Here is a 24,981-nt window from a genome sequence, read left to right on the forward strand (position 1 = left end):
CCCATGCCAACCAACCAGTCCAAAGACCCGCTGCACGGCCTCACGCTCGAGGCCATCGTGACCGCATTGGTGGAGCATTTCGGCTGGGCCGAACTCGGCCAGCGCATTGCGATCAAGTGCTTCCAGATCGACCCCAGCGTGGCGTCGAGCCTGAAGTTCCTGCGCAAGACGCCGTGGGCGCGCGCCAAGGTCGAGAGCCTCTACCTCTTCATGCGGCGCGAGCAGGCGCGCGCCGCTCGACCGTAGGTTTAGCGGCCGCCAGGCTCCGGGAGTTCGATCTTGACTTCGAGTACTTCCAGATCCCCCTGGCGCTCCATGTGCACCTTGATGTCTTCAGGGTTGATCGACACGTATTTGCTGATGACGGCCACCAGCTCGCGCTGCAACTGCGGCAGATAGTCGGGGCTGGAGCTGCGGCCGTTGCGCTCGTGCGCGAGGATGAGCTGCAGCCGCTCCTTGGCGACGCTGGCCGAGCTCTTCTTCTCGCCGAGGAAAAAGTTCAGGAATCCCATTGCGCGGCTCCCATCACTTGGCGCCGAAGACGCGCTTGAACCAGCTGGGCTTCACGGCTTCGGTGAAGCGCATGGGCTTGTCCTCGCCGAGGAAGCGCGCGACGACGTCTTTGTAGGCCTCGGCCACGTCGGTCTCGGCCAGGTGGATAGCCGGCGTGCCCTGGTTGGAGGCCTGCAGCACGCTCTCGCTCTCGGGGATGACGCCGATCAGCGGCGTGCGCAGGATCTCATGGATGTCGTCCAGGCTCAGCATCTGGCCGCCCTCGACACGGTTCGGGTTGTAGCGGGTGATGAGCAGGTGCTCCTTCACGGGCTCGCCGCCTTCGATGGCACGCTTGGTCTTGCTGCTCAGCATGCCGAGGATGCGGTCGCTGTCGCGCACCGAGGAGACCTCGGGGTTGGTCACGACCAGCGCCTCGTCGGCGTAGTGCATGGCCATCAGCGCGCCAGTCTCGATACCGGCCGGCGAGTCGCAGACGATGAAGTCGAACTCCATCGCCTTGAGCTCGTTGAGCACGCGCTCGACGCCTTCCTGCTTCAGCGCGTCCTTGTCGCGCGTCTGCGAGGCGGCCAGGATGTAGAGCTTGTCAAGCTGCTTGTCCTTGATGAGGGCCTGCGTCAGCTTGATCTCTTCGTTGACGACGTTGATGAGGTCATACACCACACGGCGCTCGACGCCCATGATGAGGTCAAGGTTGCGCAGGCCAACATCGAAGTCGATGACGCAGGTCTTGTGGCCGCGCATCGCGAGGCCGGTGGCGAAGCTCGCGCTGGTGGTGGTCTTGCCGACCCCGCCCTTGCCGGAGGTGACGACGACGATCTTGGTCATCTGGAGCTTTCCTGTTCGTTCAGTTCAATCGGGTTCAGAGCACTTCAGAGGGCGAGTGGCAGCATCAGCAGCTTCTCGCCATCGAGCAGGACCTGGGCCGGCTTGCCCGCCACGTCGGCAGGCAGCGGGTTCTCGGTCGTGCGGTAGATGCCGGCAATCGACAGCAGCTCCGCCTCCAGGCTGTGGGCATAGATGCGGGCCGACGTGTCGCCGCGCGCGCCGGCGATGGCCTTGCCGCGCAGCGGTGCGTAGACATGCACGCTGCCATCGGCGATGACTTCGGCGCCGTGGTTCACCAGCGCCAGCACGACGAGGTCGCCGCCCTTGGCATAGATGCGCTGGCCGGAGCGCAGCGGCTTGTCGATGACCAGGGTCGGCGCAGGTGCGGCGGGCTTCTCGATGATCTTTTCAACGGTGATCTCGCGAACCACCTCACGCACTGTCTCGGCCGGCGCGGCACTGCGTTCACCCATCGGCTCGTCGGCCGCGTCGGCCAGGCCCAGCTCATGCGCCGCGGCCAGCTCCTCGGCCGTCGCACCGGCCACGGCCACTGGCTGCAGCTGGCTGTTGCGCAGCAGCTCGACGATCGCCCGCAAATCAACCGGTGCCGGCCCGTCCAGGGCCAACGGTGCCTGGCCTTCGACCGGCGCGGCCACGGTGGCCGGCGCACGCGCCAACTGGCTCAAGTCGATGACAACGGGCTCATGCTCGAAGCCGCCGGCGCCCGCGCGCTGGGCCCAGTCGGCGGCCAGCTCGGCCATGTCGGCGCTGTGCAGCACCAGGCCCAGCAGGCTGAAGCGGCGCGACTTCAATTCGAAAGTGCCGGCGCGCGCTGCGCTCTTGCCGCGTCCGCCACTTTCCCTCGTCAAATCCGCCATTGCGCCGCTGCCGCCCGTTCAAAAGGGCGCGAGTTTAGCCGCCACCCCCGCCTTGCCTGTTGGGGCTGCCCCCAGGCGGCACCCGCGATGGCGCCTCAAAAACGGGCATTGCGGGCGGCCGGCTGGCCGATCAAGCACTTAGCGCCGCTGTCGTCAGCCGGCCCACAGACTTGTCCACAGCAGACGGGGACAAAGCGCGTCGAAATGTCCTTCCAAACCGTGACATCCGCACTTGGCGCCTTGACTTATCCCCAAATCTGGAAGGCGTCAAGCCCCGCCAGCCCTCATGCCCCCTGGCCCGTGAGCTCGCCCCGCCATTCCGCTAAGTTATTGATTCATATAAGCGAACCGAGGGTGCCTAGAAATTGAGCAACCTAAGCGGACCCGCATTCCATAAGGGCTTGGCTGCGATGGCGGCGGGTTCTCCACAAAGTTTTCCACAGACTCGGTGGATAGCTTTCAGAAGCGTTACAAATCAGTGACTTAAGCGAGGTCCTTGAGGCGCTGTGGAGCTTTCGGCTGCAACTTGGAAGCGCTCAACGCGCCATCGCAAGCTACATTGGGCCGACCACCTCAAGGAGAGTCCATTTTGGCTACCCCGAACTACAGCTATGAAAAACGCCAGCGCGAGCTGGCCAAGAAGCGCAAGGCCGAAGAAAAGCGCCAGCGCAAGATCAGCGGCAAGCCCGACGAACCCGACGCCCCCGATGAGCCTCAGGCCGATGGCGAGGCCGCAGCCGACCCGGCCGCCCCCGTTGACCCGCAAACCTAGAATCCGCAGTTCCGCCCGCCAGCTCCGTTCCCAGCGCCCATGCCCCGCCAGCTCTTCGTCACCACCGCCCTACCCTATGCGAACGCCGGTTTCCACATCGGCCACATCATGGAGTACACCCAGGCCGACACCTGGGTGCGCTTCCAGCGCATGGCGGGCCACGAAGTGCACTTCGTCTGTGCGGACGACGCCCACGGCGCGCCGATCATGATTTCGGCCGAGAAGGCCGGAAAGACGCCGCAGGACTTCGTCGCCGGCATTGCCGCCGGCCGCAAGCAATACCTCGACGGCTTCCACATCAGCTTCGACAACTGGCATTCGACCGACGGACCGGAGAACCACGAGCTGTCCAAGGCCGTCTATCTCGCGCTGCGCCACAACGAGCTGATCTCGACCAAGACCATCGAGCAATTCTTCGACCCGGCCAAGTCGATGTTTCTGCCGGACCGCTTCATCAAGGGCGAGTGCCCCAAATGCGGCGCGAAGGACCAGTACGGCGACTCCTGCGAGGTCTGCGGCGCCGTCTATGCGCCCACCGAGCTGAAGAACCCTTACTCGGTGCTGTCCGGCGCGACGCCGGTGCTCAAGACCAGCGAGCACTACTTCTTCAAGTTGAGCGACCCTCGCTGCGTCGACTTCCTGACGCAATGGACCCAGGAGGCCGGCCGGCTGCAGCCCGAGGTGCTGAACAAGATCCGCGAGTGGTTCGAGACCGACGAGGATGGCAACAACAAGCTCAGCGACTGGGACATCAGCCGCGACGCGCCTTATTTCGGCATCGAGATCCCCGACGCGCCGGGCAAGTACTTCTACGTCTGGCTGGACGCGCCCATCGGCTACCTGGCCTCGCTGAAGAACTACTTCGGCAAGACTGGCAGGGACTACGACGCCTTCATGGCGGATCCGTCGGTGGAGCAGATCCACTTCATCGGCAAGGACATCACCTACTTCCACACGCTGTTCTGGCCGGCGATGCTGCATTTCAGCGGCCGAAAGACCCCCAACCACGTCTTCGTGCACGGCTTCATGACCGTCAACGGCGGCGAGAAGATGAGCAAGAGCCGCGGCACCGGCCTGGACCCGCTGAAGTACCTCGCTCTCGGCCTGAACGCCGAGTGGCTGCGCTACTACATCGCCGCCAAGCTCAATGCCAAGGTCGAGGACATCGACTTCAACCCCGAGGACTTCGCGGCCCGCGTCAACAGCGACCTGGTCGGCAAGTTCATCAACATCGCGTCGCGCGCCGCGGGCTTCCTGACCAAGCGTTTCGACGGCCATCTCAGCGGCGACCTTGGCGTCGAAGGCCGCATGCTGCTGGACGCGCTGCGCGCCCCAAGCGATTCGATCGCCCAGCTCTATGAGGACCGCGAATTCGGCAAGGCCATCCGCGAGATCATGCTGCTGGCCGACAAGGTCAACGAGTTCGTCGACCAGCACAAGCCCTGGGAGCTGGCCAAGCAGGAAGGCATGGACGCCGCCCTGCACGACGTCTGCAGCGTCTGCATCGAGGCCTTCCGCCTGCTGACCCTCTACCTCAAGCCGGTACTGCCGGCATTGGCCGGTCAGGTCGAGTCCTTCCTGAAGATCGCGCCGCTGCAGTGGAGCGACAGCGCCCGCGCCCTGGGCGCCCATCAGATCGGCGTCTACCAGCACCTGATGCAGCGCGTCGACCTGGCCAAGGTGGAGCAGCTGTTCGAAGCCCCGCCGGCGCCGAAGGTAGTGCCCGGTGGCGAAGACCTCGCGGAAGAGATCAAGATCGACGACTTCGCCAAGGTTGACCTGCGCATCGCGAAGATCGTCAAGGCCGAGCACGTCGAGGGCTCGGACAAGCTGCTGCGCCTGACGCTGGACGCTGGCGAGGGCCGCCTGCGCAATGTCTTCAGTGGCATCAAAAGCGCCTACAAGCCCGAGGCCCTGGAAGGCAAGCTGACCGTGCTTGTCGCCAACCTCGCACCGCGCAAGATGAAGTTCGGCATCAGCGAGGGCATGGTGCTGGCCGCCAGCCACGCCGACGAGAAGGCCCACCCGGGCATCTTCGTGCTCGAGCCTTTCCCCGGCGCTCTGCCGGGCATGCGGGTGCGCTGAGCAGCCATGAACTCGCCGCGACTGCCTCTTGGCCCGTCGCGGCGCCGGCGTTTCATCGCCGAGCACTACCACTGCGGGCCTCCGGCCGCGACCTCGCTCCTCGCGTCGTCGCCACCCCGGAGGTTCCATGCCACTGCCCCAGCTGCACCCTTTCCGCCCCCGCATGCTCGCGCTGCGGGCGGGTTACTCGCGGCAGCGCTTCCTCGCTGATCTCGGCGCCGGCCTGACGGTCGGCATCGTCGCGCTGCCGCTGGCGCTGGCCTTCGCCATCGCCTCCGGTCTGCGCCCCGAACAGGGCCTGGCCACGGCCATCGTCGCCGGCTTGCTGATCTCCCTCTTCGGCGGCTCCAGCGTGCAGATCGGCGGGCCGGCCGGCGCCTTCATCGTCGTCGTCTACGGCATCCTGCAGCGCTACGGCCTGGCCAATCTGCTACTCGCCACTATGGGCGCCGGTGTGCTGCTGTTCGCGATGGGCGCCCTCAAGCTGGGCGTGCTGGTGCGCTACATCCCGGTGGCCATCGTCACCGGCTTCACCAACGGCATCGCGGTGCTGATCGCGCTCGCTCAGCTGAAGGACGCACTGGGCCTGTCGCGCGTGCCCATGCCGGCCGACTTCTTCGGCCAGATTGGCGTGCTGAGCGCGCACGCGGCAGGCTTCAATCCCTGGGCCGTTGCGACGACTGCCGCGGCCGTGACCGTGCTGCTGCTCTGGCCCAAGAACATCGGGCAGCAGGCCCTGAGCGGCGTGCGGCGCTGGATGGCGCTGCTGCCCAGCACCGTCATCGCGCTCGTGGGCGCGACGCTGGCCACCGCGCTGCTGGACCTGCCGCTGGAAACCATCGGCAGCCGTTTCGGTGGCATTCCGCGTAGCCTGCCAGCGCTGGCCTGGCCGGACGCGAGCTGGGAGGGCCTGCGCCAGCTCGTCATCCCGACATTGACTTTGGCGCTGCTCGGCGCCATCGAGTCACTGCTCTGCGCCCGCGTGGCTGACAAGCTCACGCCTGACCTGCCCCGCCATGACCCCAACCAGGAGCTGATGGCGCAGGGTATCGCCAACCTGGTGGCGCCGCTGTTCGGCGGCATGCCGGCCACCGGCACCATCGCCCGCACGGTGACCAATATCCGTGCCGGCGCGACCAGCCCGGTCGCCGGCATCGTGCATGCGCTGAGCCTGCTGATCATCCTGCTCGTGGCCGCGCCGCTGGCCGTGCATGTGCCCCTCGCGGCCTTGGCCGGCATCCTGCTCGTCGTCGCCTGGAACATGGGCGACTGGCACGAGTTCGCACGCCTGCGGCGATTCAACTTCACCTACCGCACGCTGCTCGTCGGCACTTTCACGCTGACCGTCGTGACCGACCTGACCGTGGCGGTGGAGGTGGGCCTGATCGCGTCCTGCGTGTTTTTCGTCTGGCGCATGGGCCAGCTGTTCACGATCAGCCGCTTCGACGCCGGCGTCCTGCCCGAGGGCGTGGTGGCCTACGAGCTCTATGGCGCCCTGTTCTTTGGCGCGGTCGGCAAGATCGAGGCGCTGGCCGAGCAGCTGCCCGCTGGCACGCGGGCCGTCGTCTTCGAGATGCACCGCCTCATCGTCATGGACACCTCGGGCGTGGAGGCCCTGCGCGAACTGCACCGCACGCTGGCCAAGCGCAGCGTCGCCCTGGTGCTCGCCAACATCAACGCCCAGCCCCTGGATCTGCTGCGCCGCTCCGGGCTGGCCGCCGAATTGGGCGACGCCGCCATCGTGCCCAGCATCGCCGATCTAAAATCAGCCCCTTAGTCAAAGAGACCCCCATGCCGCTGTTCTGGAAGCCCTACAAGTCCGAAGTCACGAACTTCATTGAGCAACTCAAGGCCCAGCGCCCCACGCTGGAGGCCGAACAGCGCGCCGGCCGTGCCCTGCTGTGGGACAAGGAGCAGGACCGCAACGCCCAGGCCGGTTTCGACGACGCCCGCGTGCCGCAGCAGCCCTACGTCTATCAAACGTCCGGCAAGTAAGCGTTGACGGCCATGGCTGAGGAATCCAGCCAAGCCGCGTCTGACCTTCCCGAGGTGGTCGACGCGGTCGCAGTGGCGCGCCTGTACGGCGAGCCGCTGTTCCAGATGCCGCTGGACCTCTACATCCCGCCGGATGCGCTGGAAGTCTTCCTGGAGGCCTTCCAGGGCCCGCTGGACCTGCTGCTGTACCTCATCCGCAAGCAGAACTTCAACATCCTCGACATCCCGCTGGCCGACGTGACCCGCCAGTACCTGAGCTATGTCGAGCAGATCCGCAAGCACAACCTCGAGCTGGCCAGTGAATACCTCCTGATGGCCGCGATGCTGATCGAGATCAAGTCACGCATGCTGCTGCCGCCCAAGAAGAGCGAGGATGGCAAGGAGGCCGAGGATCCGCGCGCCGAGCTGGTACGGCGCCTGCTGGAGTACGAGCAGATGAAGCTCGCCGCCGCGCGGCTGGACCGCCTGCCGCAGCTGGGACGCGACTTCCTGCGCGCCCAGGTCCACATCGAGCAGTCACTGACGCCCCACTTCCCCGACGTCAACACCGATGACCTGCGCGAAGCCTGGCTGGACATCCTCAAGCGTGCCAAGCTCAACCAGCACCACAAGATCAGCCGCGAGCAGCTTTCGGTGCGCGAGCACATGAGCATCGTGCTGCGCCGCCTGCAGGGCCAGCGCTTCGTCGAGTTCGAGGCGCTGTTCGACGTCACGCGCGGCCAGGCCGTCATCGTCGTCACCTTCATCGCGATGCTGGAGCTGGCCAAGGAGCGCCTGCTGGAGATCACGCAGGCCGAGGCGTTCGCGCCGATCTATGTGCGCTTGGCCTACTCGGCCAACTGATCAACGTCCGCGCAGCTTCTGCACCACCGTCACGGCAGCCAGCACCAGTGCGCCGGCGACGACGCCGATCAGTGCATTGGCACCGTTCTCCAGTACCGCTGACACCAGCCACGCCTGGCCCTCTGCAAGATGGGCAATGGCGTGATGCAGCGGCGCAATGCCATGCACGAGGATGCCGCCGCCGACGAGGAACATCGCCGCCGTGCCCAGCACCGTCAGCAGCTTCATCAACTGCGGCGCAGCGGCCAGCAGGAAGCGGCCGAGGGCCTGCGCTGCGGCGCCCGCCTTGCGCGACAGCCACAGCCCCGCGTCGTCCATCTTGACGATGCCGGCCACGAAGCCATAGACGCCCACCGTCATCGCGATCGACACGGCCACCAGCACGGCCAGCTGGGTCTGCAGCGGCGCGCTGGCCACGGTGCCCAGGGCGATGACGATGATCTCGGCGGACAGGATGAAGTCGGTGCGGATGGCGCCCTTGACCTTGTCGCGCTCGAAGGTGGCCATGTCTACCTGCGGGTCGGCGATGGCCTTGACCAGATCGTCGTGGTGGGCCTTGTCCTCTTCGGGGCTGTGCAGAAACTTGTGCGCGAGCTTCTCGAAGCCCTCGAAGCACAAATAGGCACCTCCCAGCATCAATAACGGCGTGATGGCCCAAGGCAGGACAGCCGAGATGGCCAAGGCCGCAGGCACCAGGATGGCCTTATTGAGCAGCGACCCCTTGGCCACCGCCCAGACGACCGGCAGTTCGCGATCGGCATTGACGCCGGTGACMTGCTGGGCGTTGAGCGCCAGGTCGTCGCCCAGCACGCCGGCGGTCTTCGTGGCGGCGACCTTGGTCATGGTCGCCACGTCGTCAAGGATGGTGGCGATGTCGTCGAGCAGGACGAGCAGGCTGGAGGCCATGGGGCAGGCGATGCGGTCGTTGGAACGGCCGCGATGCTATCCGCTCAGCGGTAATGCCGAGCGAGGCTCTCCGCCACGCAGACGGGTTTGGCCACACCTTCCGCCTCGATGGCGACCTCCACCGTCAACTGCACCGCGCCACCGGCCACCGGGTCCATGGCCAGCAGCTTGAAGCCGGCGCGCAGCCGGCTGCCCACCGGCACCGGCTTCGTGAAGCGCACCTTGTTGAGGCCGTAGTTCAGCACCATGCGCGACTCGCGCACCGAGAAGCCGGTCTCAAAAAAATACGGGATCAGCGACAGCGTCAGGAAGCCATGCGCAATCGGTCCGCCGAAAGGCCCCGCCTTGGCGCGCTCGGGGTCGACGTGGATCCACTGCCTGTCCTCGGTCGCCTCGGCAAACGCGTTCACGCGCGCCTGGTCGACGGTGATCCAGTCGCTGTGGCCCAGGGGCTGGCCGATCAGGGATTCGAGATCGGCAAGGGTGTCGAAGTGGCGCATGCAGGGTGACGCAAGGTGGCGGGTGTGCCACTACGTTAACCTCGCGCGCCCTGATCGACCGTAGCCCACGCGACACCACCGTTCCATGCACATTCTGTTGATCGAGGACGACCTCGGCTTGGGGCCTGCGCTGCAGGCCGCGCTGTGCACCGAAGGGCACAGCAGCACCTGGCTGCGGCGCGCCAACGACGCGCCCCGGCAGCTCGACCCCGCCGCGCAGGACGCCGTGCTGCTGGACCAGACCCTGCCCGACGGCGACGGCCGCGCCTTGCTGACACGCTGGCGCCGCCAGGGCAGCGCAGTGCCAGTCATCGTCATCACCGCACGCACCACGCTGGAGGACCGCCTCGCCGGCTTCGACGGCGGCGCCGACGACTATGTGGTCAAGCCCTTCGAGATGCCCGAACTGATGGCGCGCCTGCGCTCGGTGCTGCGGCGCTGCGCCCAGCAGGCCAGCGACGAGTGGACGCTGGGCGGCCTGACGATCGAGCCGCGTCGCCAGCGGGTGCTGCTGGAGGGCGCTGAGCTGGCGCTGTCGCCGCGCGAATATCAGCTGCTGCTGGAACTGGCACGCGAACGCGGCGGTGTGGTCGCCAAGCACCAGCTCGCGCAACGCCTGGCGCCGCTGGGCGAGCCGATGGAGTTCGGCACGCTGGAGGTGCACCTGGCCAACCTGCGCCGCAAGGTGGGCGCGGCCCGCATCGGCACGCTGCGCGGCGTGGGCTACTGGCTCGAATGCGCATGAAGTTCGAATGGCTGCAACCCACGCTGACGCGCCGGCTCATCCTCGCGCTGTTGCTCGCCTTCACGCTGTGCTCGGTGCTGCTGCTGGTGGACGACCAGCTCGATGTCCAGCACCAGTTGGCCACCGACCCGGGTGTGCGCCAGCTGGGCCGGCAGCTCGCCGCGGGGCTGGAAGAGATCGACGATCCCGCGCTGGCTGCCCGGGTGCTCGATGGCCACACGCGCTACATCAACGGGCTGCGCATGGGGCAGACCATGACGACAGGCCCGCTGCTGATGCAGTTGCTGGACCGTCAAGGCCGACAGGTCTACGCGTCGGCACCCGGCGATGCCATTGCCAAGCCGGGCGTCGGCGAGCAGACCATCGCCGGCCGGACGCACTGGACCTACCGCCAGGACGGGCCGCGCTGGTCGCTGCGGCTGGCCGAGCCGGCGTTGTCGCGCGCCCAGTTGCTCGGCTTTGCCAGCGGCGCGCTGGGCATGCAGCTGCTGGTGGGCTTCCCGTTGATGCTGCTGCCGCTGTGGATCGCCGTCTACACGGGCCTGGCGCCGCTGCGCCGCTTTGCTCGCCGGCTGAACAGCCTGGACCTGCGGCAGGACCTGGCACCGCTGGACGTGGACCTGCGCTACCGTGAGCTGCGCCCGCTGGGTCAGGCCTTCGACGCGCTGCTGAGCCGCCTGCGCCGGCGCCGCGCGCGTGAACGCGCCTTTGTGCACGAGGCGGCGCACGAGCTGCGCACGCCGCTGGCCGTCGTCGCCACGCAGACCCACGCCCTCGTGCACGCAGCTGATGCCGACGCGCGCGCCACTGCTGCCGCCGGGCTGCAACAAGCCATCGCACGCAGCGCCCACCTGTCGCGCCAGCTTCTGGACCTGGCCAGCCTCGACAACGAGCAACCCGCCGCGCCGGTCGCCCTCGACCTGGCGCATTTCTGCGCGCAGCGACTGGCCGAGCAGGCGGGCGCCGCACGCGAGCGCGGCATTGCGCTGGCGCTGGACGCGCCGGACCAGCTGCCGGTACGCCTGGACACCGTGGCCTTGCAGTCCTTGCTGCAGAACCTGCTCGACAACGCATTGCGCTACGTGGGCCGCGGCGGCCGCATCGAGGTCAGTCTCGACGTCGCGCCCGAGGGCCTGCGGCTGGCTGTGGCCGATGACGGCCCGGGTATTGCGCCCGCCGACCGCCCTCAGGCCTTCGAGCGCTTCCGGCGCGGCGCCGGGCATGACGTGCAGGGCAGCGGGCTGGGCCTGGCCATCGTGGCGCGGGCTGCCGACCGACTGGGTGGCCAGGTCACGCTGGGCGACGGCCTCACGTGGCCCGACGGCAGTGGTTGCGGTGCGCGCTTCGAACTTCGGTTGCCGGCCATCGTCTTGGGCATTCCTTAAGCCACGGCTTTCAACAATGGCCCGGTCCTTTCCACCACCGACCGGAGCCTTGTTTGAAAGCTGTGCTGTTCCTCACCGTTGCCGCGCTGGCCGCTCTGCCCGCGCATGCCGCCGACCCCTACGTCGGCTTCAACCTCACTACTCCCGGCGAGGCGAACTTCAGCATCAACGGCCATGACGTGGCCAACGACAACAAGCCGCATGCGATGAAGCTGTACGCCGGGCTGCAGTTCACGCCCACCTGGGCGGCCGAGCTGGGCTACGGCGCCTTCGGCAGCTACCACGCGGCCGACCCCACGCCAGGTTCCTCCTACCAGCTGAAGATGTCCACAAGCGTCGCCTACCTGGCCGCACGGGCCACCACCCCGCTCGGCGATTCCTTCGCACTCTTCGGCAAGGTCGGCCTGGCCGTGAACCGGCTCAAGGCCAGCGACTCGCTGGGCCACACCGATCGCGAGTCCTTCGTGCGGCCCATATTCGGCAGCGGCCTGGAGTGGAAGCTCGCACCGCAGGTGTCCGCCACCGTCGAATACAACCGCTACGGTTCGCGCCGCAGCGACGGCGACCGCTTCACGCAGCAGAAGGCCGAGGTGGGTCTGGCCTTCAAGTTCTAGTCGGGCGGGCAAGTTAATCTCGCGGGCCATGCCTGACAGTACCGCCCGCGACATCCTCGTCCTCGCCGCCCACCCCGACCTGGCCCGCTCCCATGCGACCCGCACGCTGCTCGATGCGCTGCGTGCCTCGCCTGCGGTCGACCGGGTCGAGCTGCGTGACCTCTACCGCCTCTATCCGGACTTCCACATCCACGTCGACGCCGAGCAGCGCGCCCTCGAAGCCGCCAAGCTGGTCGTCATGTTGCATCCCATCTACTGGTACAGCATGCCGGCACTGCAGAAGCTCTGGCTGGACGAGGTGCCGCGCCTGGGCTGGGCCTATGGGCCCGGCGGCACGGCCCTGCATGGCAAGGACTTCTGGCTGGTCGCCTCCACCGGCGGCGGTGCCGAGGCCTATGCGCCGGGCGGCCACAACCATCACCCCATCGACGAGTTCCTGCTGCCTTACCGGCAGTCGGCCCACACCTGCGGCATGAACTACCTGCCGCCGCAGATCCTGCAAGGCGCCCACCGCGTGACGGACGCCGAGATCACCGCCCATGCCGAGCTGTTCGTGAAGCGGCTGGCGCACTACCCCGAGTGGTGCGAGCACCTCGCCGAGCCGGCCATCGGCGACGAGGAGGCCGTTGCTCTGGACGAGCGGCCACCGTTGTTCTCTACGTTGGATGCCGGGAGCGACGAATGAGCCACGGCAATTGGCTGCAACTGCCCCTCGTGTTCCTGGCCGCCGCCGTGCTGGCGGTGCCGCTGGCGCGCTGGGCACGCCTGGGCTCCATCCTCGGCTATCTCGTCGCCGGCCTGCTGATCGGCCCGGCCGTGCTCGGGCTGATCCCTGAATCCACGGCCATCCCCGAGGTCGCCGAGCTCGGCGTGGTGCTGATGCTCTTTCTCGTCGGCCTGGAGCTGGAGCCCAAGCGGCTGTGGGCGATGCGCCGGCCCATCTTCGGCTGGGGCAGCGTACAGCTGCTGGGCTGCGCGGCGGCGCTTGCTGTGGTGGGCCTCGCGTTGGGCTACCCGTGGCGGCTGACCGTCGTCGTCAGCCTGGGCCTGGCGATGTCGTCCACCGCCGTGGCGCTGGCCGTGCTGGCCGAGCGCAACCTCGGCCGCACGACGGCGGGCGAGAGCATCCTGTCGGTTGCGTTGCTGCAGGACATCGCCGCCATTCCCGTGCTGGCGTTGGTGCCAGTGCTGGCGCTCAGCGGCGCGGCAGACGACAGCGACGGCAAGACCTGGCTGGCGGCGGGCAAGGCCCTGGGCGCCATCATCGTCATCGTCTTTGGCGGTCGCCTGTTGCTGCGGCCCGCGCTGCGCTGGATTGCCCACAGCAAGACACCCGAGATCTTCACCGCCGCGGCCCTGCTGCTGGTGCTGGGCACGGCGGCGCTGATGCAACTCGTCGGCCTGTCGATGGCGCTGGGCGCCTTCCTGGCCGGCGTGCTGCTGGCCGAAAGCGAATACCGCCGCGAGCTGGAGACCGACCTGGAGCCCTTCAAGGGACTGCTGCTGGGCTTGTTCTTCATCGCCGTCGGCATGGGGCTGGACCTCAAGGCCGTCGCCGCCCAGCCGGGCTTCGTGGCGCTGCTCGTGCTGGCCCTGCTCGCCTGCAAGATCCTCGTGCTCGGTGCCATGGCCAAGGCGATGAAGATCCCGCTGGTGGAGCGGCCGGCCTTCGTCATCCTGCTGGCCCAGGGCGGCGAGTTCGGCTTCGTCGTCTTCCAGCTCGCGCAGAGCGAAGGCATGATCAGCGCGGCGCAGAACTCGGCCCTGGTGGCGGCCGTCGCGCTGTCGCTGGCGCTGACCCCGCTGCTGCTGACCGGGGGCGACCGGCTGATGTCGCAGAAGCTTGCCCGCCGCGGCCTCAAGAAGCGCGCCGAAGCTACGCCGCCACCGCCCTCGCCCATCATCATTGCCGGCAGTGGCCGCTACGGCCAGGTCGTCGCCCGCATGCTGCGCGCCAATGGGCTGGAGGCCACGGTGCTGGACCACGACTCCGAGGCCATCGAGAGCCTGCGTCGCTTCGACTGGACGGTCTACTACGGCGACGCGACTCGGCTGGACATGCTCAAGACCGCCGGGGCGGCAACGGGGCGCATCCTCGTCATCGCCATCGACGACATCGCGCAGAGCGTCGAGATTGCCGAGCTGGCGCGCGAGCATTTCCCGCAGCTCACCGTCGTGGCCCGCGCACGCAATGTGCAGCACTACTACCAGCTGCATGAAGCCGGCGTGCGCCACATCGAGCGCGAGACCTTCGACGCCGCGCTGATGAGCGCGCGCAGCGTGCTGGAGCTGACCGGCATGGAGCCGCACGCCGCACGCCGCCAGGCCATGCGCTTCCGGCGCCACAACATCGACGTGCTCAACACCATGGTGCCGCTGCAGGGTGACGAGGGCGCGCTGATCGCCGCTGCCCGGCTGGGCCGCCAGCAGTTCGAGCAGTTGATCGCCGCCGAGCGCGAGGCCGAGGACGCGCACCGCAAGGCCCAGCGTGGCGGCTGGGACAGGCAGGACGCCGCACCGCCTCTTTGAGAGCAGGGTTTGAAGGTGCGCGGCGACAATCGAGTCATGTTCGCCCCATCCCAGCTCGAAGTCCGGCGCTTCTTCTGCGCCACCTACCGCAAGTGGCGCGACGGCGCGCCGTTGATCCCGATGGAAGCCCTTGCAGCGGACTGGATCGCCGAGCATCCGGAGTACCACGCCGATCTCGCCGACGAAGCCGCAGCGCTGGAGAAGGTCTACACGGTGGAGGAAGGACGCACCAACCCCTTCCTGCATCTGTCCATGCATCTGACCATCACCGAGCAACACGCCATCGACCAGCCCTCGGGCATCCGCCAGGCCATCGACCTGCTGGCTGCCAAGCGCAATTCCCGCCACGAGGCCCACCATGTCGCCATGGAAGCCCTGGGGGAAATGGTGTGGGCGTCCCAGCGAAGCGGCTTGCCGCCGGATGGGCACGCCTATCTGGACAAGGTGCGCCAGGCGGCTACCCGCTGAGCCCTGTCAGCATCGGAATAAATTCGATATTTTTCCGGCACAACAGCTTATTCAGGTCGTTGATTGTTTTCCTTTTCTGAACGACGCGTTGCTGCGGCCCTGGTGTTTCTACCGAGTCGCACTGCCTAGAGTTCAGCCCATGGACACCGCGGTCGCGATGCCCAAGCAAACCAGGCGGAACTACCCGCCACGGAACTTGAAGGAAATCATCATGAACAAGCTGTCTACCGTCTTTGCCGCCGGCCTGCTGATCGCTGCCGGCGCCGCCTCCGCACAAACAACCCGCGAATCCGTCATCGCCGACCTCGTGGCCGCCCGCAACAGCGGCGAACTGGCTGCCCTCCAAGGTGAGAAGGGTGTCGAAGCGACGACGCCGGCCACCGCCAAGGCTGCCGCCGTCGCAACCGTCAAGCTGCCCCGTCAGGCCATCCTGACGGTCAGGGCGACCGACCTGCAGGTCGAACAGACCGCAGCGCTGGCCGCCGACCATGGCGAGAACGCCGCTCGCGAGCTGGGCGATTTCCCGGCCCCGGTCGTGCGCCGCACCACTGCCCTGGCAGCCAAGTAAGCGGAGCCCCGCACCATGACGAGCGGCCCTCCGGGGCCGCTCTTCTTTTTGGCGCTTGTGGGGCGACAAGGCGCAAAAAAGCCACCCGCAGGTGGCTTCCTGTATTCAGCGACCGATCAGGCCTGGTAGCTGCCGCCGCCGACGCTGCGGCGCTCGGCCTTGCCGCCAGCGCCATACAGGCCCGTGGGCTCGCTCGGGATCAGCACGTCCAGCGCACGATCCAGTGAAGCATTGCCGCGGGCCAGGGCTTCGCGCTGGGCGGCCAGCAGGCCGCCGGCACGCACAAGGCGGTTGCGCAGGGCGCTGGGCACGCTGCCGGTGCGGGCGGCTTCGCTGAAGTTCTGCACGGCGCGGGCCAGGTGCTGGTGCAGCTCGGCGGCATGCTGTTCGATGGCCGTCGCGTCGCGGCGGGCCAGCGCATCACCGAGCTGGTTCAGCGCAGCCTCGACAGCCAGCAGAGGCTGTTCGAGTTCGGTGCCGAGGGTGGACGGAGCGATGGCGGTCATGGTTCAGTGCTTATTGACGCGGCTGTCCAGCAATTCTTGCGCATTTGAGACCAGCTTGTCGGCGATGGCGTTCGCGTTGACCGTGAACTTACCCTCACTGATGGCCTTGGAGATGCGTGCGACCTTGGCGGCGTCAAAGCTGCCGTCGTCGGCGCTGCCACTGGCAGCCAGCTTGGCGGTGTTGGAAATGGCGACCTGGGCGCTGGGCGCGGAGGTCGCGGCTTGGGCGGTCTGACGGACGACGTCGGCCGTGCCGGCAGCCTCGGGCTTGCGCGAGGCGGGGCGCTCGGCCTTGGGCGGGCTGGCGGTGCCGTCTGGGCTGTTACCGATCTTCATGAGCTTCTCCAGGGTGCGGGGCGGGCCCCGCAGAGGGCATTGCAGGGGAGTTTCCTCCTGTATCGGCCCCGGGCCTAGGAACTTGAGCGGGAATTGGCCGGTTTTTCCGGCCAGTTCTCAAGATTCGTGGCAGTTTGCTCATAGCAACACGTCCACGCGGCGTTCGCCGACTGCTCGGCCGCTGGCGACGCGACCACTCTCAAACCTCACCCTGACCTCCTGGCCCTCGATGCCGGCCGACAGAGCCTGCGCCTCGGAGGCGACGGCAAATCCCTCACCCGCAACCCGGACCTGCACGGTCTCTCCGGCGGCAAACCATTGGCGCGACTTCAGCGCCGGCGCGCGCACCGCCTCGGCGGCGCCCAGCGGGCGAGCCAGCGTGCGGCCGATCAGCAGGGCCGGATCCGTGAAGACGGCGCCGGGCTCGGCAGCGATGTCGATATCGGCCACGGCCAGCTGTTCTTGAGACAAATTCACACCAGCCGGCAGCGGGCCGCTGGCGACAACGGCGCGGCCAAAGACGGCAACGCGTATTGGCAGCGTGACATTCCAGCGCGCCACGCCATCGGTACAGCGCAGGCCGATGCGGCTCTTGCCCCAGACGGCCATGCCGGGCGGCAGATAAGGCTGGATCTGCTGGCAGGGCGCCAGGCGCAGCCGGGCGTCAAGCACGCCGATCTCAACGGCCACACGGGTATTGGGGGGTGCCGCGGCGCGCGCGGCCGCCTCGGCCAGCACGCGCACCCGCTCCACCAGCGCCGGATCAAGCACCGACGCAGGCACGGCCTGCGCCAGGCCGGGATCGGCCGAGAGCAGCATGCAGACAAGGAGCAGGGTGGCACGAAGCATGGCCGCCACTCTAGAGAGGGGCCGGCAGTCCCTAGGTCGGAATTGAACGGCTTTGCCCCCGTTTATCCCGCTCATGTTTTCGGAGCTGCTCCAGACAATTTGCGAGAAGAGCCATCCCGGCCCTTCAGCTCGAAAGCAACCTCGAAAGAGGCCCCCAGATGTTGAACCGATTGACAGACACGCTGAACTTCCAGACCCAGGCGCTCACGCTGCGGGCGGAGCGTCAGCGCCAGCTCGCCAGCAACATCGCCAACGCCGACACGCCAGGCTATCAGGCTCGCGACATGGACTTCGCCAAGGCCCTGCGCGAAGCCACCGGCGAGATCGGCACGCCCGGCGCTCTTGCCGCAACGCAGCGCGGCCACATCGCGCCGCTGGCCGGTGCGCGCGGCGAGAGCGGCAAGGAATACGCGCTGCAGTCCCAGACCAGCCTGGACAGCAACGGTGTCGACATGGACCGCGAACGCGCCAGCTTCGCGGACAACTCGGTGAAGTACGAGGCGACGCTGCGCTTCATCAACGGCGCCGTACGCACGACGCTGGATGCGATGAAGTCGCACAACCAGAGCTGAGGAGAGCTGAACCATGTCCATGTTCCAGATCTTCCACGTCGCCGGCAGCGCGGTCAGCGCCCAGAGCCAGCGCCTCAACGTCGTGGCCAGCAACCTGGCCAACGCCGATACCGTGGCCGGCCCGGACGGCCAGGCCTACAAGGCGCGCCAGGTCGTCTTCCAGACCCAATTGATGGGCGCCGGCAACGACAGCGGCAGCGCCGGCGTGCGCGTGACCAGCGTCACCGAGGACCAGACCCCCGGCCGCCGCGTGCACGACCCCAAGCATCCGCAGGCCGATGCCGATGGCTATGTGACCTATTCCAACGTGAACCCGGTGGAAGAGATGGTCAACATGATCTCGGCGTCGCGCTCCTACCAGAACAACATCGAGGTGATGAGCACGGCCAAGAACCTGCTGCTCAAGACCTTGCAACTCGGCCAGTCCTGACCGCTGAAAGCCCGCTATGGACATCACCGCACTCAACGGCAGCACGACGGGCACGCCCACCGTTTCCGCCAAGAACGCCGCCGAAACCCAGGACCGCTTCCTGAAGCTGCTCGTCGCGCAGATGAACAACCAGGACCCGCTCAACCCGATGGACAACGCGCAGGTGACGAGCCAGATGGCGCAGATCCAGCAGGTGACGAGCCTGTCCACGCTGGACACCAGCATCAAGAGCCTGGGCGGCCAGCTCGGCCAGATGCAGGCCCTGCAGTCCATCTCGCTGGTGGGCCGCGAGGTCAGCGTGCCCAGCGACAAGATCCAAGTCGAGAACGGTGCTGCCGACGGCAGCTACGAGCTCGACGGCGCGGCCCAGACCGTGAAGCTGGAAATCCTCGGCGGGGCCGGCAATGTCATCGACACCGTGCAGCTGGGTGCCCAGGGCTCGGGCCGCCAGACCTTCTCCTGGCCCGCCGGCACCAAGGTGCCTGAGGGCACTGAAGTCAAGTACCGCATCACCGCAGCCAACGGCGCCAAGGCCGTCACGTCCACGCTCTACGCCCACGACAAGGTGGACGCCGTCTACAGCGAGAACGGCAGCCTCAAGCTCAATCTCGAACGCCTCGGCCCCGTGGACTACACGGCCGTCTCCTCGGTCAACTGATCACCTCTCCCGCAAGCAAGGACTCCCCATGAGCTTCCAGCAAGGCCTTTCCGGGCTCAATGCCGCCTCCAAGAACCTGGACGTCATCGGCAACAACATCGCCAACTCCGGCACCTTTGGCGCCAAGGGTTCGCGGGCCGAGTTCTCCGACGTCTACGCCGCCGCGCTGAACGGCGCCGGCGCCAACCAGGTCGGCATCGGCACCAGCCTGCAGTCCGTCGCCCAGCAGTTCACCCAGGGCAATATCACGACGACCGAAAACCCGATGGACCTCGCCATCAACGGCGGCGGCTTCTTCCAGGTCAGCGACGGCGTGAACCCGACGCGCTACACCCGCAACGGCCAGTTCAAGGTCAGCAAGGATGGCTTCATCGTCAATAACGAGGGCCTCAAGCTGATGGGCTATCCGGCCAATGGCGCGGGTGTCATCCAACCCGGCACGGCCCAACCGCTGCAGCTGCCCACCGGCGGCATCCCGCCCGCCGTGACGACCAAGGTCAGCATGGAGCTCAACCTCGACTCCCGCCTGAAGGCCACCGCCCCCGGTGGCGGCACGGGCACCGGCATGGACCTGAAGGACAGCGCGACCTACAACAACGCGACGTCCATGACGGCCTACGACGCCAAGGGCCAGGACGTCGCCGTGACCTTCTACTTCCAGCGCGCGACCGACCCCAGTGGCGCCGTGCCGCCCAACGACGTCTGGAACGTCTACGCGACTGCCAACGGCACGCCCTTCGATACCGATGCTTCTGGCAACGCCATCCCGCTGGACGCCAACGGCAACCCGACGATCCCCTACACCACCGTCACCTTCCCGCCCACCGGCGGCGCGCCTTCGGCCATCGCCGGCAGCGCGACGACACCGCCCGGCGCGATCTCTATGTCCGTGCCGGCCGGCACCAGCACGCGCGGCAACCCGACGCTGGCGATTCCCGGTATCCAGCTCAACCTGACCGGCGCGACCGAGAACGGCAGCAGCTTCGCGGTGACCAACCTGACCCAGGACGGCTATGCCCCGGGCCAGCTGACCGGCATCCAGGTCGCCAACGACGGCATCGTCCAGGCCCGCTATTCCAACGGCCAGAGCAAGCCGGCCGGCCAGGTTGAGCTCGCCAGCTTCCGCAACCCGCAAGGCCTGCAGACCATGGGCGGCAACGTCTGGATCCGCACCGTCTCCTCGGGTGACGCGGTCGTCGGCGTGCCGGGCGACGGCAACATGGGCGCGCTGCAGTCCGGCGCGCTGGAGGAAAGCAACGTCGACCTGACCGCCGAGCTCGTCAACATGGTGACGGCCCAGCGCGCCTACCAGGCCAATGCGCAGACGATCAAGACGCAGGACCAGGTCCTGCAGACCATCGTCAACCTGCGCTGATCACGACGACTGAGGACGCGCGATGGACCGCATGATCTACCTCTCGATGGCGGGCGCGAAGGCGGCCATGCAACGGCAGGACGTGCTCTCGCAAGGGATGACCCACCCCCGAAGCGCCTTCGGCGCTCCCCCTCAAGGGGGCGCCGCCCGTGGCCCGGCAAAGCCGGTTCCACGGCGGCCGCTTGAGGAGGTGCGGCGCTGGCGCGCGCACCAAGCAAAGGAGCGCACATGGACCGCATGATCTACCTCTCGATGGCGGGCGCGAAGGCGGCCATGCAACGGCAGGACGTGCTCTCGCACAATCTTGCCAACGTCACCACGAATGGTTTTCGGGCGGAACTGCAGGCCTTTCGCGCCGTGCCGGTGCGCGGCGACGGCGCCTCCACGCGCGCCTTCGCGCTGGAGACCACCATCGGCTACAACGACGCCCAAGGCCCGCTCACGCCGACTGGCCGCAACCTCGACGTTGCCATGCAGGGCAATGCCTGGCTGGCCGTGCAGGCCAATGACGGCACCGAGGCCTACACCCGCGCCGGCTCGCTGGACGTGAACGCCGAAGGCATCCTCGTCATGCGCAACGGCATGCCGGTGCTGGGCGACGGCGGGCCGATCAACGTGCCAGCCAACAGCGAGGTGGCCATCGGCAGCGACGGCACCGTCAGTGCCAAGGCACCGAACCAGAAACCGACCACGGTGGGCCGGCTCAAGCTCGTCACGCCCGAAGCGGCCAACCAACTCTCGCGCGGGGACGACGGCCTGTTCCGCGCTCTAGAGGGCGACCTGCCCGCCAACCAGGCCGCCCGCCTGCAGGACGGCGCGCTGGAAGGCTCCAACGTCAGTCCGGTCGAGACCATGGTCGCCATGATCGCCGCCGGCCGCCAGTTCGAGCAGCAGATGAAGCTGCTGCAAATTGCCCAGACCCAGGGCCAGCAATCCGCCAAGCTGCTTGGCAGTCAGTAAAGAGGCCCCACCATGATGCGCTCGCTCTGGATCGCCAAGACCGGCATGGAAGCCCAGCAGACCCAGCTGGACAACATCTCGCACAACCTCGCCAACGTCGCCACCAATGGCTACAAGCGCTCGCACGCCGTCTTTGAGGACCTGATCTACCAGAACATGCGTCAGGCCGGCGCCAACAGCACCGACCAGACCACGCTGCCCACCGGTCTGCAGGTCGGGCTGGGCGTGCGCCCGGTGGCCACGGCACGTATCTACACGCAGGGCAATCTGCAGCAGACCAGCAACAACCTGGACCTGGCCATCAAGGGCGATGGCTTCTTCCAGATCCAGCAGCCCGACGGCACGACCGCCTACACACGCGACGGGTCTTTCCAGCTCAATGCCAATGGCCAGATGGTCACCAACAACGGCTACACGCTGCTGCCCGGCATCACCATTCCCGCCAACGCTCAGAGCCTGACCATCGGCAACGACGGCACCGTCAGTGTCACGCTGCCCGGCCAGGCCGCGGCGCAGACCGTCGGCCAGCTGCAGCTCGCCACCTTCGTCAATCCGGCCGGCCTGGACCCCAAGGGCCAGAACCTGTTCACCGAGACGGCCGCCAGCGGCACACCCAACACCGGCGCGCCCAACAACAACGGCATTGGCGCGGTGCAACAGGGCTTCGTCGAGACCTCCAACGTCAACGTCGTCGAGGAACTGGTGCAGATGATCCAGACCCAGCGCGCCTACGAACTCAATTCCAAGGCCGTGCAGACCTCCGACCAGATGCTGCAGAAGCTCGCCCAGATCTAGCTCCCCCCGTAGCGCTCGCGCGCTCCCCCCAGGGGGCGCGCCAGCGGCCCGGCAAAGCCGGTTCCGCGGCGCCGCTGGATGAGCGGCCTGCTCCGCGGCCTTATGAATGGACAAGTTGTCATGAAAATCGTTGCACTCACTGGACTCCTGGTCGCCACCGCCCTGCTCGCCGGCTGCGCCACGCCCTATCCCGAGCCCCAGGTCGAATTGGCCCACACGCCGGTCGTCAACCTGCCGCCGGTGCAGGCCATGGCGCCCACCAATGGCTCCATTTACCAGGCCGCTGCCTACCGCCCGCTGTTCGAGGACCACCGCGCCCGCCTCGTCGGCGACACGCTGACGGTCAACATCACCGAACGCGTCTCGGCTTCGCAGACGAGCACCAGCGAGCTGAGCAAGACGGGCAGCCTGTCGGCCGGCATCACCGCGGTGCCGGGCATCTCGCCCAAGGCATTCGGCAGGGCCAGCGCCGAGGCCACATCGGCCAATGACAACAAGGGCAAGGGCAGCAACCAGAACACCAACGAGTTCACCGGCGCCATCACGGCCGTCGTCACCGGCGTGCTGCCCAACGGCCATCTGATGATCAGCGGCGAAAAGCAGATCGGCGTGAACCGCAATGTCGACGTGCTGCGCTTCTCCGGCCAGGTCGATCCGCGCATGATTGCCCAGGGCAATGCGGTGCCGTCGACCTCGGTCGCCAACGTGCGCATCGAGCAGCGCGGCCGCGGCGCGGCGGCGGATGCCCACGCCGTGGGCTGGCTGTCGCGCTTCTTCCTGAACCTCGCGCCGAGCTGACTCACACCGCCGCCCGTCCCTTGCGCCTAACATCGGCGCAAAGGGAGAAGAAAAAGCGCGCGGCGGGGTGAGGGACATGGAGTTGTGGCGGCGTCGTGAAGCCGGCCTGGCAGTTCTGGCCTGGCTGCCGCTGGCAGCGGCGGCCGCGCCGCCCCTGCGCTTTGCCACCGATGCCAATGATCAGAGTGGCCTGTCGCCAGCCGTCCGCACACTGCTGAGGCACGCCTTGGCTTCGCTGGGCCATGAGGTGCAGTTCGAACCACTGCCTCTGCGCCGCTCGCTGGTCATGACCGAGCAAGGCCTGCTGGATGGCGAAACCATGCGCATCCGCGCCGTCGCCGAAGAACATCCCACGATGCTGCTCGTGCCGGTGCCACTGGCCACGATGGAGGTGCGGGGCTATGTGCGGCGCGGCGAAGCCATGCCGACCGACCTGAATTCGCTGACGGCCTGGCGGGTCGGCTATCCGCGTGGCGTCATTGCGCTGGAGAAGCTGCTGGCCGACGCGCCACGCCGTGTCGACGCCACCACCCGGCAAGATCTGCTGCGCCTCTTGCGCCTTGGCACCATCGATCTGGCCTTGTTTGCGTCGATGGCCGGCGAGCCCGACATCGACACCGACCAGACCGACGGCCTCGTCAGGCTGCCCGCCGCACTGCACTCGACGCCGCTCTACGCGCTGCTGAACGGCCGCCACCGGGCATTGCTACCACAGCTGACCAAGGCGTTGCAGCAGATGGAGGCCAGCGGCGAGTCCGCCAGGCTGCGTAGCACGGCCTGGGCGGCGAGCGCCGTCAAGCCCTGACGGACTCGAGGTAGTCCACGGCCAGATTGGCCAGTGCGCGCACGCCCACCTCCAGCCCGCGCTCATCGACGATGAAGCGCGGCGAGTGGTTGGAGTAGGCCTTGGTCGGCTCGATCTCCGGCGGCGTCACGCCGACAAAGAAGAAGAGGCCAGGGATCAGGCGCTGGAAGAAGGAGAAGTCCTCTGCGCCCGTTGCCTTGGGCACGACCTCGATGCCCATGGGCCTCGGACCGGTGCTGGCGACGCGGGTCAGCGTCGGCACCATCTGCTCGGTCAGCACCGGGTCGTTGCGCGTGACCGGGTAATTGCGCGTGATGCAGACCTTGCACGTCGCGCGTGACGCGGCCGAAATGCCCTCGGCCAACTGGGTCACGCGCTCATGGATGGCCTCGCGCATGCCCTCGTCGAAGCTGCGGATCGTGCCGCGCATCTCGACGGAGTCCGGGATGATGTTCTCGCGCACGCCGCCCTTGATCGCGCCGATGGTCACGACCGCCGGCTCGCGGTTCAGGTCGAGCGTGCGGCTGACGATGGTCTGCAGGCCCAGCACGATCTGCGCCGACGTGACGATGGGATCGATGCCCAGCCAGGGCGCGGCGCCATGGGTCTGCTTGCCCTGCACGGTGATCTTGAGCTTGTCGCTGCTCGCCATCGTCGGCCCCGGGCGGTAGCCGATCACGCCAGCCTGCTGGCGCGAGGTGACATGCAGGCCGAAGATGGCGCTGGGCGTCGGGCTCTCCAGCACGCCTTCCTTGATCATCAGCGCCGCCCCGCCCTCCTCGCCTTCGGGGGGCATCTCCTCGGCCGGCTGGAAGATGAATTTGATCGTGCCGGGAAGGTCGGCGCGCAGACTGGCCAGGATGCTGGCCACGCCCATCAGGATGGCGACGTGGCAGTCATGCCCGCAGGCATGCATGACGCCGACCTCCTCACCGTTCCATACCGCGCGAGCCTTGGATGCGAACGGCAGCTCCACTTCTTCGGTGACCGGCAGGCCATCCATGTCGGCCCGCAGCGCGACAACACCACCGGCCAGGCCGCCCTTGAGCAGCCCGACGACACCCGTGTGGGCGACGCCCGTCTTGACCTCGTCAAAGCCCAGGCTGCGCAGATGCTCGGCGACGACGGACGCGGTGCGGAATTCGCGATTGCCGAGCTCGGGGTGCTGGTGCAGGTCACGCCGCCAGGCGATGACCTGGGGCTCCAGGGCCGCCGTCAGCGCGGCGATGCGCTCGCTAAAAGGAGGCTGGGGGCTCATGAAGAGCCAT

At 67.5% G+C, this 24,981-nt stretch carries 31 protein-coding genes; 22 read left to right on the forward strand and 9 right to left on the reverse strand.

Going from position 1 to position 24,981, the window contains the following annotated elements:
- The first annotated feature begins 3 nt into the window (after positions 1 to 3).
- A complete protein-coding gene (locus ASC91_RS17170) occupies positions 4 to 246 on the forward strand; it encodes a VF530 family DNA-binding protein (RefSeq protein WP_056199079.1) in 243 nt (80 codons plus the stop codon).
- A 2-nt stretch (positions 247 to 248) separates the two neighbouring features.
- On the opposite strand, the gene minE is transcribed toward ASC91_RS17170, so the two are convergent.
- From minE to minC, 3 genes are read right to left on the reverse strand one after another with little or no spacing between them, the layout of a single operon-like run.
- The gene (minE, locus tag ASC91_RS17175) at positions 249 to 512 is read right to left on the reverse strand and encodes a cell division topological specificity factor MinE (protein ID WP_056199081.1); all 264 of its coding nucleotides are present in this window, start codon (positions 510 to 512) and stop codon (positions 249 to 251) included.
- 13 nt (positions 513 to 525) lie between these two features.
- Positions 526 to 1,341, reverse strand: a complete 816-nt coding sequence (minD, locus tag ASC91_RS17180; RefSeq protein WP_056199085.1) for a septum site-determining protein MinD — start codon at positions 1,339 to 1,341, stop codon at positions 526 to 528.
- A 44-nt stretch (positions 1,342 to 1,385) separates the two neighbouring features.
- Complete coding sequence (gene minC, locus ASC91_RS17185) at positions 1,386 to 2,219, reverse strand: septum site-determining protein MinC (RefSeq protein ID WP_056199088.1); 834 nt, start codon at positions 2,217 to 2,219, stop codon at positions 1,386 to 1,388.
- A 589-nt stretch (positions 2,220 to 2,808) separates the two neighbouring features.
- Between minC and ASC91_RS17190 the strand changes: the two genes are divergently transcribed.
- The 5 genes from ASC91_RS17190 (at position 2,809) to ASC91_RS17210 (ending at position 7,914) form a co-directional block, all read left to right on the forward strand.
- Positions 2,809 to 2,991 carry a hypothetical protein gene (locus ASC91_RS17190; RefSeq protein WP_056199090.1) on the forward strand — a complete coding sequence of 61 codons (183 nt, stop codon included), beginning with the start codon at positions 2,809 to 2,811 and terminating at the stop codon, positions 2,989 to 2,991.
- Positions 2,992 to 3,030: 39 nt separating this feature from the next.
- Positions 3,031 to 5,076, forward strand: coding sequence for a methionine--tRNA ligase (gene metG, locus ASC91_RS17195; protein ID WP_056199093.1), 2,046 nt, complete (start codon positions 3,031 to 3,033; stop codon positions 5,074 to 5,076).
- 127 nt (positions 5,077 to 5,203) lie between these two features.
- Positions 5,204 to 6,853 carry a SulP family inorganic anion transporter gene (locus ASC91_RS17200; protein WP_056199096.1) on the forward strand — a complete coding sequence of 550 codons (1,650 nt, stop codon included), beginning with the start codon at positions 5,204 to 5,206 and terminating at the stop codon, positions 6,851 to 6,853.
- A gap of 14 nt (positions 6,854 to 6,867) precedes the next feature.
- Positions 6,868 to 7,071 (forward strand): DUF3460 family protein, encoded by a 204-nt coding sequence (locus tag ASC91_RS17205; RefSeq protein WP_056199099.1) that lies wholly within the window; start codon positions 6,868 to 6,870, stop codon positions 7,069 to 7,071.
- A 12-nt stretch (positions 7,072 to 7,083) separates the two neighbouring features.
- Positions 7,084 to 7,914 (forward strand): ScpA family protein, encoded by an 831-nt coding sequence (locus ASC91_RS17210; protein ID WP_056199739.1) that lies wholly within the window; start codon positions 7,084 to 7,086, stop codon positions 7,912 to 7,914.
- Here ASC91_RS17210 and ASC91_RS17215 read toward each other — a convergent pair whose 3' ends face one another.
- Positions 7,915 to 8,820 carry a DUF808 domain-containing protein gene (locus ASC91_RS17215; RefSeq protein ID WP_056199102.1) on the reverse strand — a complete coding sequence of 302 codons (906 nt, stop codon included), beginning with the start codon at positions 8,818 to 8,820 and terminating at the stop codon, positions 7,915 to 7,917.
- Between the two features lie 44 nt (positions 8,821 to 8,864).
- Complete coding sequence (locus ASC91_RS17220) at positions 8,865 to 9,320, reverse strand: MaoC family dehydratase (protein ID WP_056199105.1); 456 nt, start codon at positions 9,318 to 9,320, stop codon at positions 8,865 to 8,867.
- A gap of 85 nt (positions 9,321 to 9,405) precedes the next feature.
- On the opposite strand from ASC91_RS17220, the gene ASC91_RS17225 reads away from it, so the two are divergent.
- The 7 genes from ASC91_RS17225 to ASC91_RS29835 all read left to right on the forward strand — a co-directional run bounded on the left by ASC91_RS17225 (position 9,406) and on the right by ASC91_RS29835 (position 15,629).
- Complete coding sequence (locus ASC91_RS17225) at positions 9,406 to 10,065, forward strand: response regulator transcription factor (protein WP_056199107.1); 660 nt, start codon at positions 9,406 to 9,408, stop codon at positions 10,063 to 10,065.
- Positions 10,062 to 11,450, forward strand: a complete 1,389-nt coding sequence (locus tag ASC91_RS17230; protein ID WP_162247809.1) for a HAMP domain-containing sensor histidine kinase — start codon at positions 10,062 to 10,064, stop codon at positions 11,448 to 11,450. The genes ASC91_RS17225 and ASC91_RS17230 overlap by 4 nt, the downstream gene beginning before the upstream one ends.
- 62 nt (positions 11,451 to 11,512) lie before the next feature.
- Complete coding sequence (locus ASC91_RS17235) at positions 11,513 to 12,064, forward strand: outer membrane beta-barrel protein (protein WP_056199113.1); 552 nt, start codon at positions 11,513 to 11,515, stop codon at positions 12,062 to 12,064.
- A gap of 28 nt (positions 12,065 to 12,092) precedes the next feature.
- On the forward strand, positions 12,093 to 12,749 hold the full coding sequence (locus tag ASC91_RS17240) for an NAD(P)H-dependent oxidoreductase (protein WP_082532748.1): 657 nt from the start codon (positions 12,093 to 12,095) through the stop codon (positions 12,747 to 12,749).
- Complete coding sequence (kefC, locus tag ASC91_RS17245) at positions 12,746 to 14,593, forward strand: glutathione-regulated potassium-efflux system protein KefC (protein ID WP_056199115.1); 1,848 nt, start codon at positions 12,746 to 12,748, stop codon at positions 14,591 to 14,593. Before ASC91_RS17240 ends, kefC begins: the two co-directional genes overlap by 4 nt.
- A gap of 36 nt (positions 14,594 to 14,629) precedes the next feature.
- Positions 14,630 to 15,061, forward strand: coding sequence for a DUF1841 family protein (locus ASC91_RS17250; RefSeq protein ID WP_056199117.1), 432 nt, complete (start codon positions 14,630 to 14,632; stop codon positions 15,059 to 15,061).
- A 211-nt stretch (positions 15,062 to 15,272) separates the two neighbouring features.
- Entirely contained in the window at positions 15,273 to 15,629 is a 357-nt protein-coding gene (locus ASC91_RS29835) for a DUF4148 domain-containing protein (protein WP_162247811.1), read from the forward strand.
- Positions 15,630 to 15,745: 116 nt separating this feature from the next.
- Here ASC91_RS29835 and ASC91_RS17260 read toward each other — a convergent pair whose 3' ends face one another.
- The 3 genes from ASC91_RS17260 to flgA form a co-directional block, all read right to left on the reverse strand.
- Positions 15,746 to 16,135, reverse strand: coding sequence for a hypothetical protein (locus ASC91_RS17260; RefSeq protein WP_056199123.1), 390 nt, complete (start codon positions 16,133 to 16,135; stop codon positions 15,746 to 15,748).
- Between the two features lie 3 nt (positions 16,136 to 16,138).
- On the reverse strand, positions 16,139 to 16,471 hold the full coding sequence (flgM, locus tag ASC91_RS17265; RefSeq protein ID WP_056199125.1) for a flagellar biosynthesis anti-sigma factor FlgM: 333 nt from the start codon (positions 16,469 to 16,471) through the stop codon (positions 16,139 to 16,141).
- Positions 16,472 to 16,609: 138 nt separating this feature from the next.
- Positions 16,610 to 17,320: a flagellar basal body P-ring formation chaperone FlgA gene (flgA, locus tag ASC91_RS17270; RefSeq protein ID WP_157281724.1), complete on the reverse strand. Its 711-nt coding sequence runs from the start codon at positions 17,318 to 17,320 to the stop codon at positions 16,610 to 16,612.
- A gap of 158 nt (positions 17,321 to 17,478) precedes the next feature.
- On the opposite strand from flgA, the gene flgB reads away from it, so the two are divergent.
- From flgB to ASC91_RS17310, 9 genes are all read left to right on the forward strand, one after another.
- Positions 17,479 to 17,892: a flagellar basal body rod protein FlgB gene (gene flgB / locus ASC91_RS17275; RefSeq protein WP_056199128.1), complete on the forward strand. Its 414-nt coding sequence runs from the start codon at positions 17,479 to 17,481 to the stop codon at positions 17,890 to 17,892.
- 13 nt (positions 17,893 to 17,905) lie between these two features.
- On the forward strand, positions 17,906 to 18,322 hold the full coding sequence (gene flgC, locus ASC91_RS17280; protein WP_056199131.1) for a flagellar basal body rod protein FlgC: 417 nt from the start codon (positions 17,906 to 17,908) through the stop codon (positions 18,320 to 18,322).
- A 16-nt stretch (positions 18,323 to 18,338) separates the two neighbouring features.
- Positions 18,339 to 18,980, forward strand: a complete 642-nt coding sequence (locus ASC91_RS17285) for a flagellar hook assembly protein FlgD (RefSeq protein ID WP_056199134.1) — start codon at positions 18,339 to 18,341, stop codon at positions 18,978 to 18,980.
- Positions 18,981 to 19,008: 28 nt separating this feature from the next.
- Positions 19,009 to 20,355, forward strand: coding sequence for a flagellar hook protein FlgE (gene flgE / locus ASC91_RS17290; RefSeq protein ID WP_056199137.1), 1,347 nt, complete (start codon positions 19,009 to 19,011; stop codon positions 20,353 to 20,355).
- Positions 20,356 to 20,377: 22 nt separating this feature from the next.
- Positions 20,378 to 20,596, forward strand: coding sequence for a hypothetical protein (locus ASC91_RS28895; RefSeq protein ID WP_082532750.1), 219 nt, complete (start codon positions 20,378 to 20,380; stop codon positions 20,594 to 20,596).
- Positions 20,584 to 21,315 carry a flagellar basal-body rod protein FlgF gene (flgF, locus tag ASC91_RS17295; RefSeq protein WP_056199140.1) on the forward strand — a complete coding sequence of 244 codons (732 nt, stop codon included), beginning with the start codon at positions 20,584 to 20,586 and terminating at the stop codon, positions 21,313 to 21,315. The genes ASC91_RS28895 and flgF overlap by 13 nt, the downstream gene beginning before the upstream one ends.
- A gap of 12 nt (positions 21,316 to 21,327) precedes the next feature.
- Entirely contained in the window at positions 21,328 to 22,110 is a 783-nt protein-coding gene (flgG, locus tag ASC91_RS17300; RefSeq protein ID WP_056199143.1) for a flagellar basal-body rod protein FlgG, read from the forward strand.
- A gap of 120 nt (positions 22,111 to 22,230) precedes the next feature.
- Positions 22,231 to 22,908 carry a flagellar basal body L-ring protein FlgH gene (locus ASC91_RS17305; protein WP_056199147.1) on the forward strand — a complete coding sequence of 226 codons (678 nt, stop codon included), beginning with the start codon at positions 22,231 to 22,233 and terminating at the stop codon, positions 22,906 to 22,908.
- A gap of 76 nt (positions 22,909 to 22,984) precedes the next feature.
- Complete coding sequence (locus tag ASC91_RS17310) at positions 22,985 to 23,713, forward strand: transporter substrate-binding domain-containing protein (RefSeq protein WP_082532751.1); 729 nt, start codon at positions 22,985 to 22,987, stop codon at positions 23,711 to 23,713.
- Here ASC91_RS17310 and ASC91_RS17315 read toward each other — a convergent pair.
- Positions 23,703 to 24,971 (reverse strand): amidohydrolase, encoded by a 1,269-nt coding sequence (locus tag ASC91_RS17315; protein WP_056199154.1) that lies wholly within the window; start codon positions 24,969 to 24,971, stop codon positions 23,703 to 23,705. The two genes, ASC91_RS17310 and ASC91_RS17315, sit on opposite strands and share 11 nt — an antisense overlap.
- Positions 24,972 to 24,981 lie beyond the last annotated feature (10 nt).

The sequence above is a fragment of the Pelomonas sp. Root1237 genome, assembly GCF_001425055.1.
Classification (GTDB): Bacteria; Pseudomonadota; Gammaproteobacteria; order Burkholderiales; family Burkholderiaceae_C; genus Pelomonas.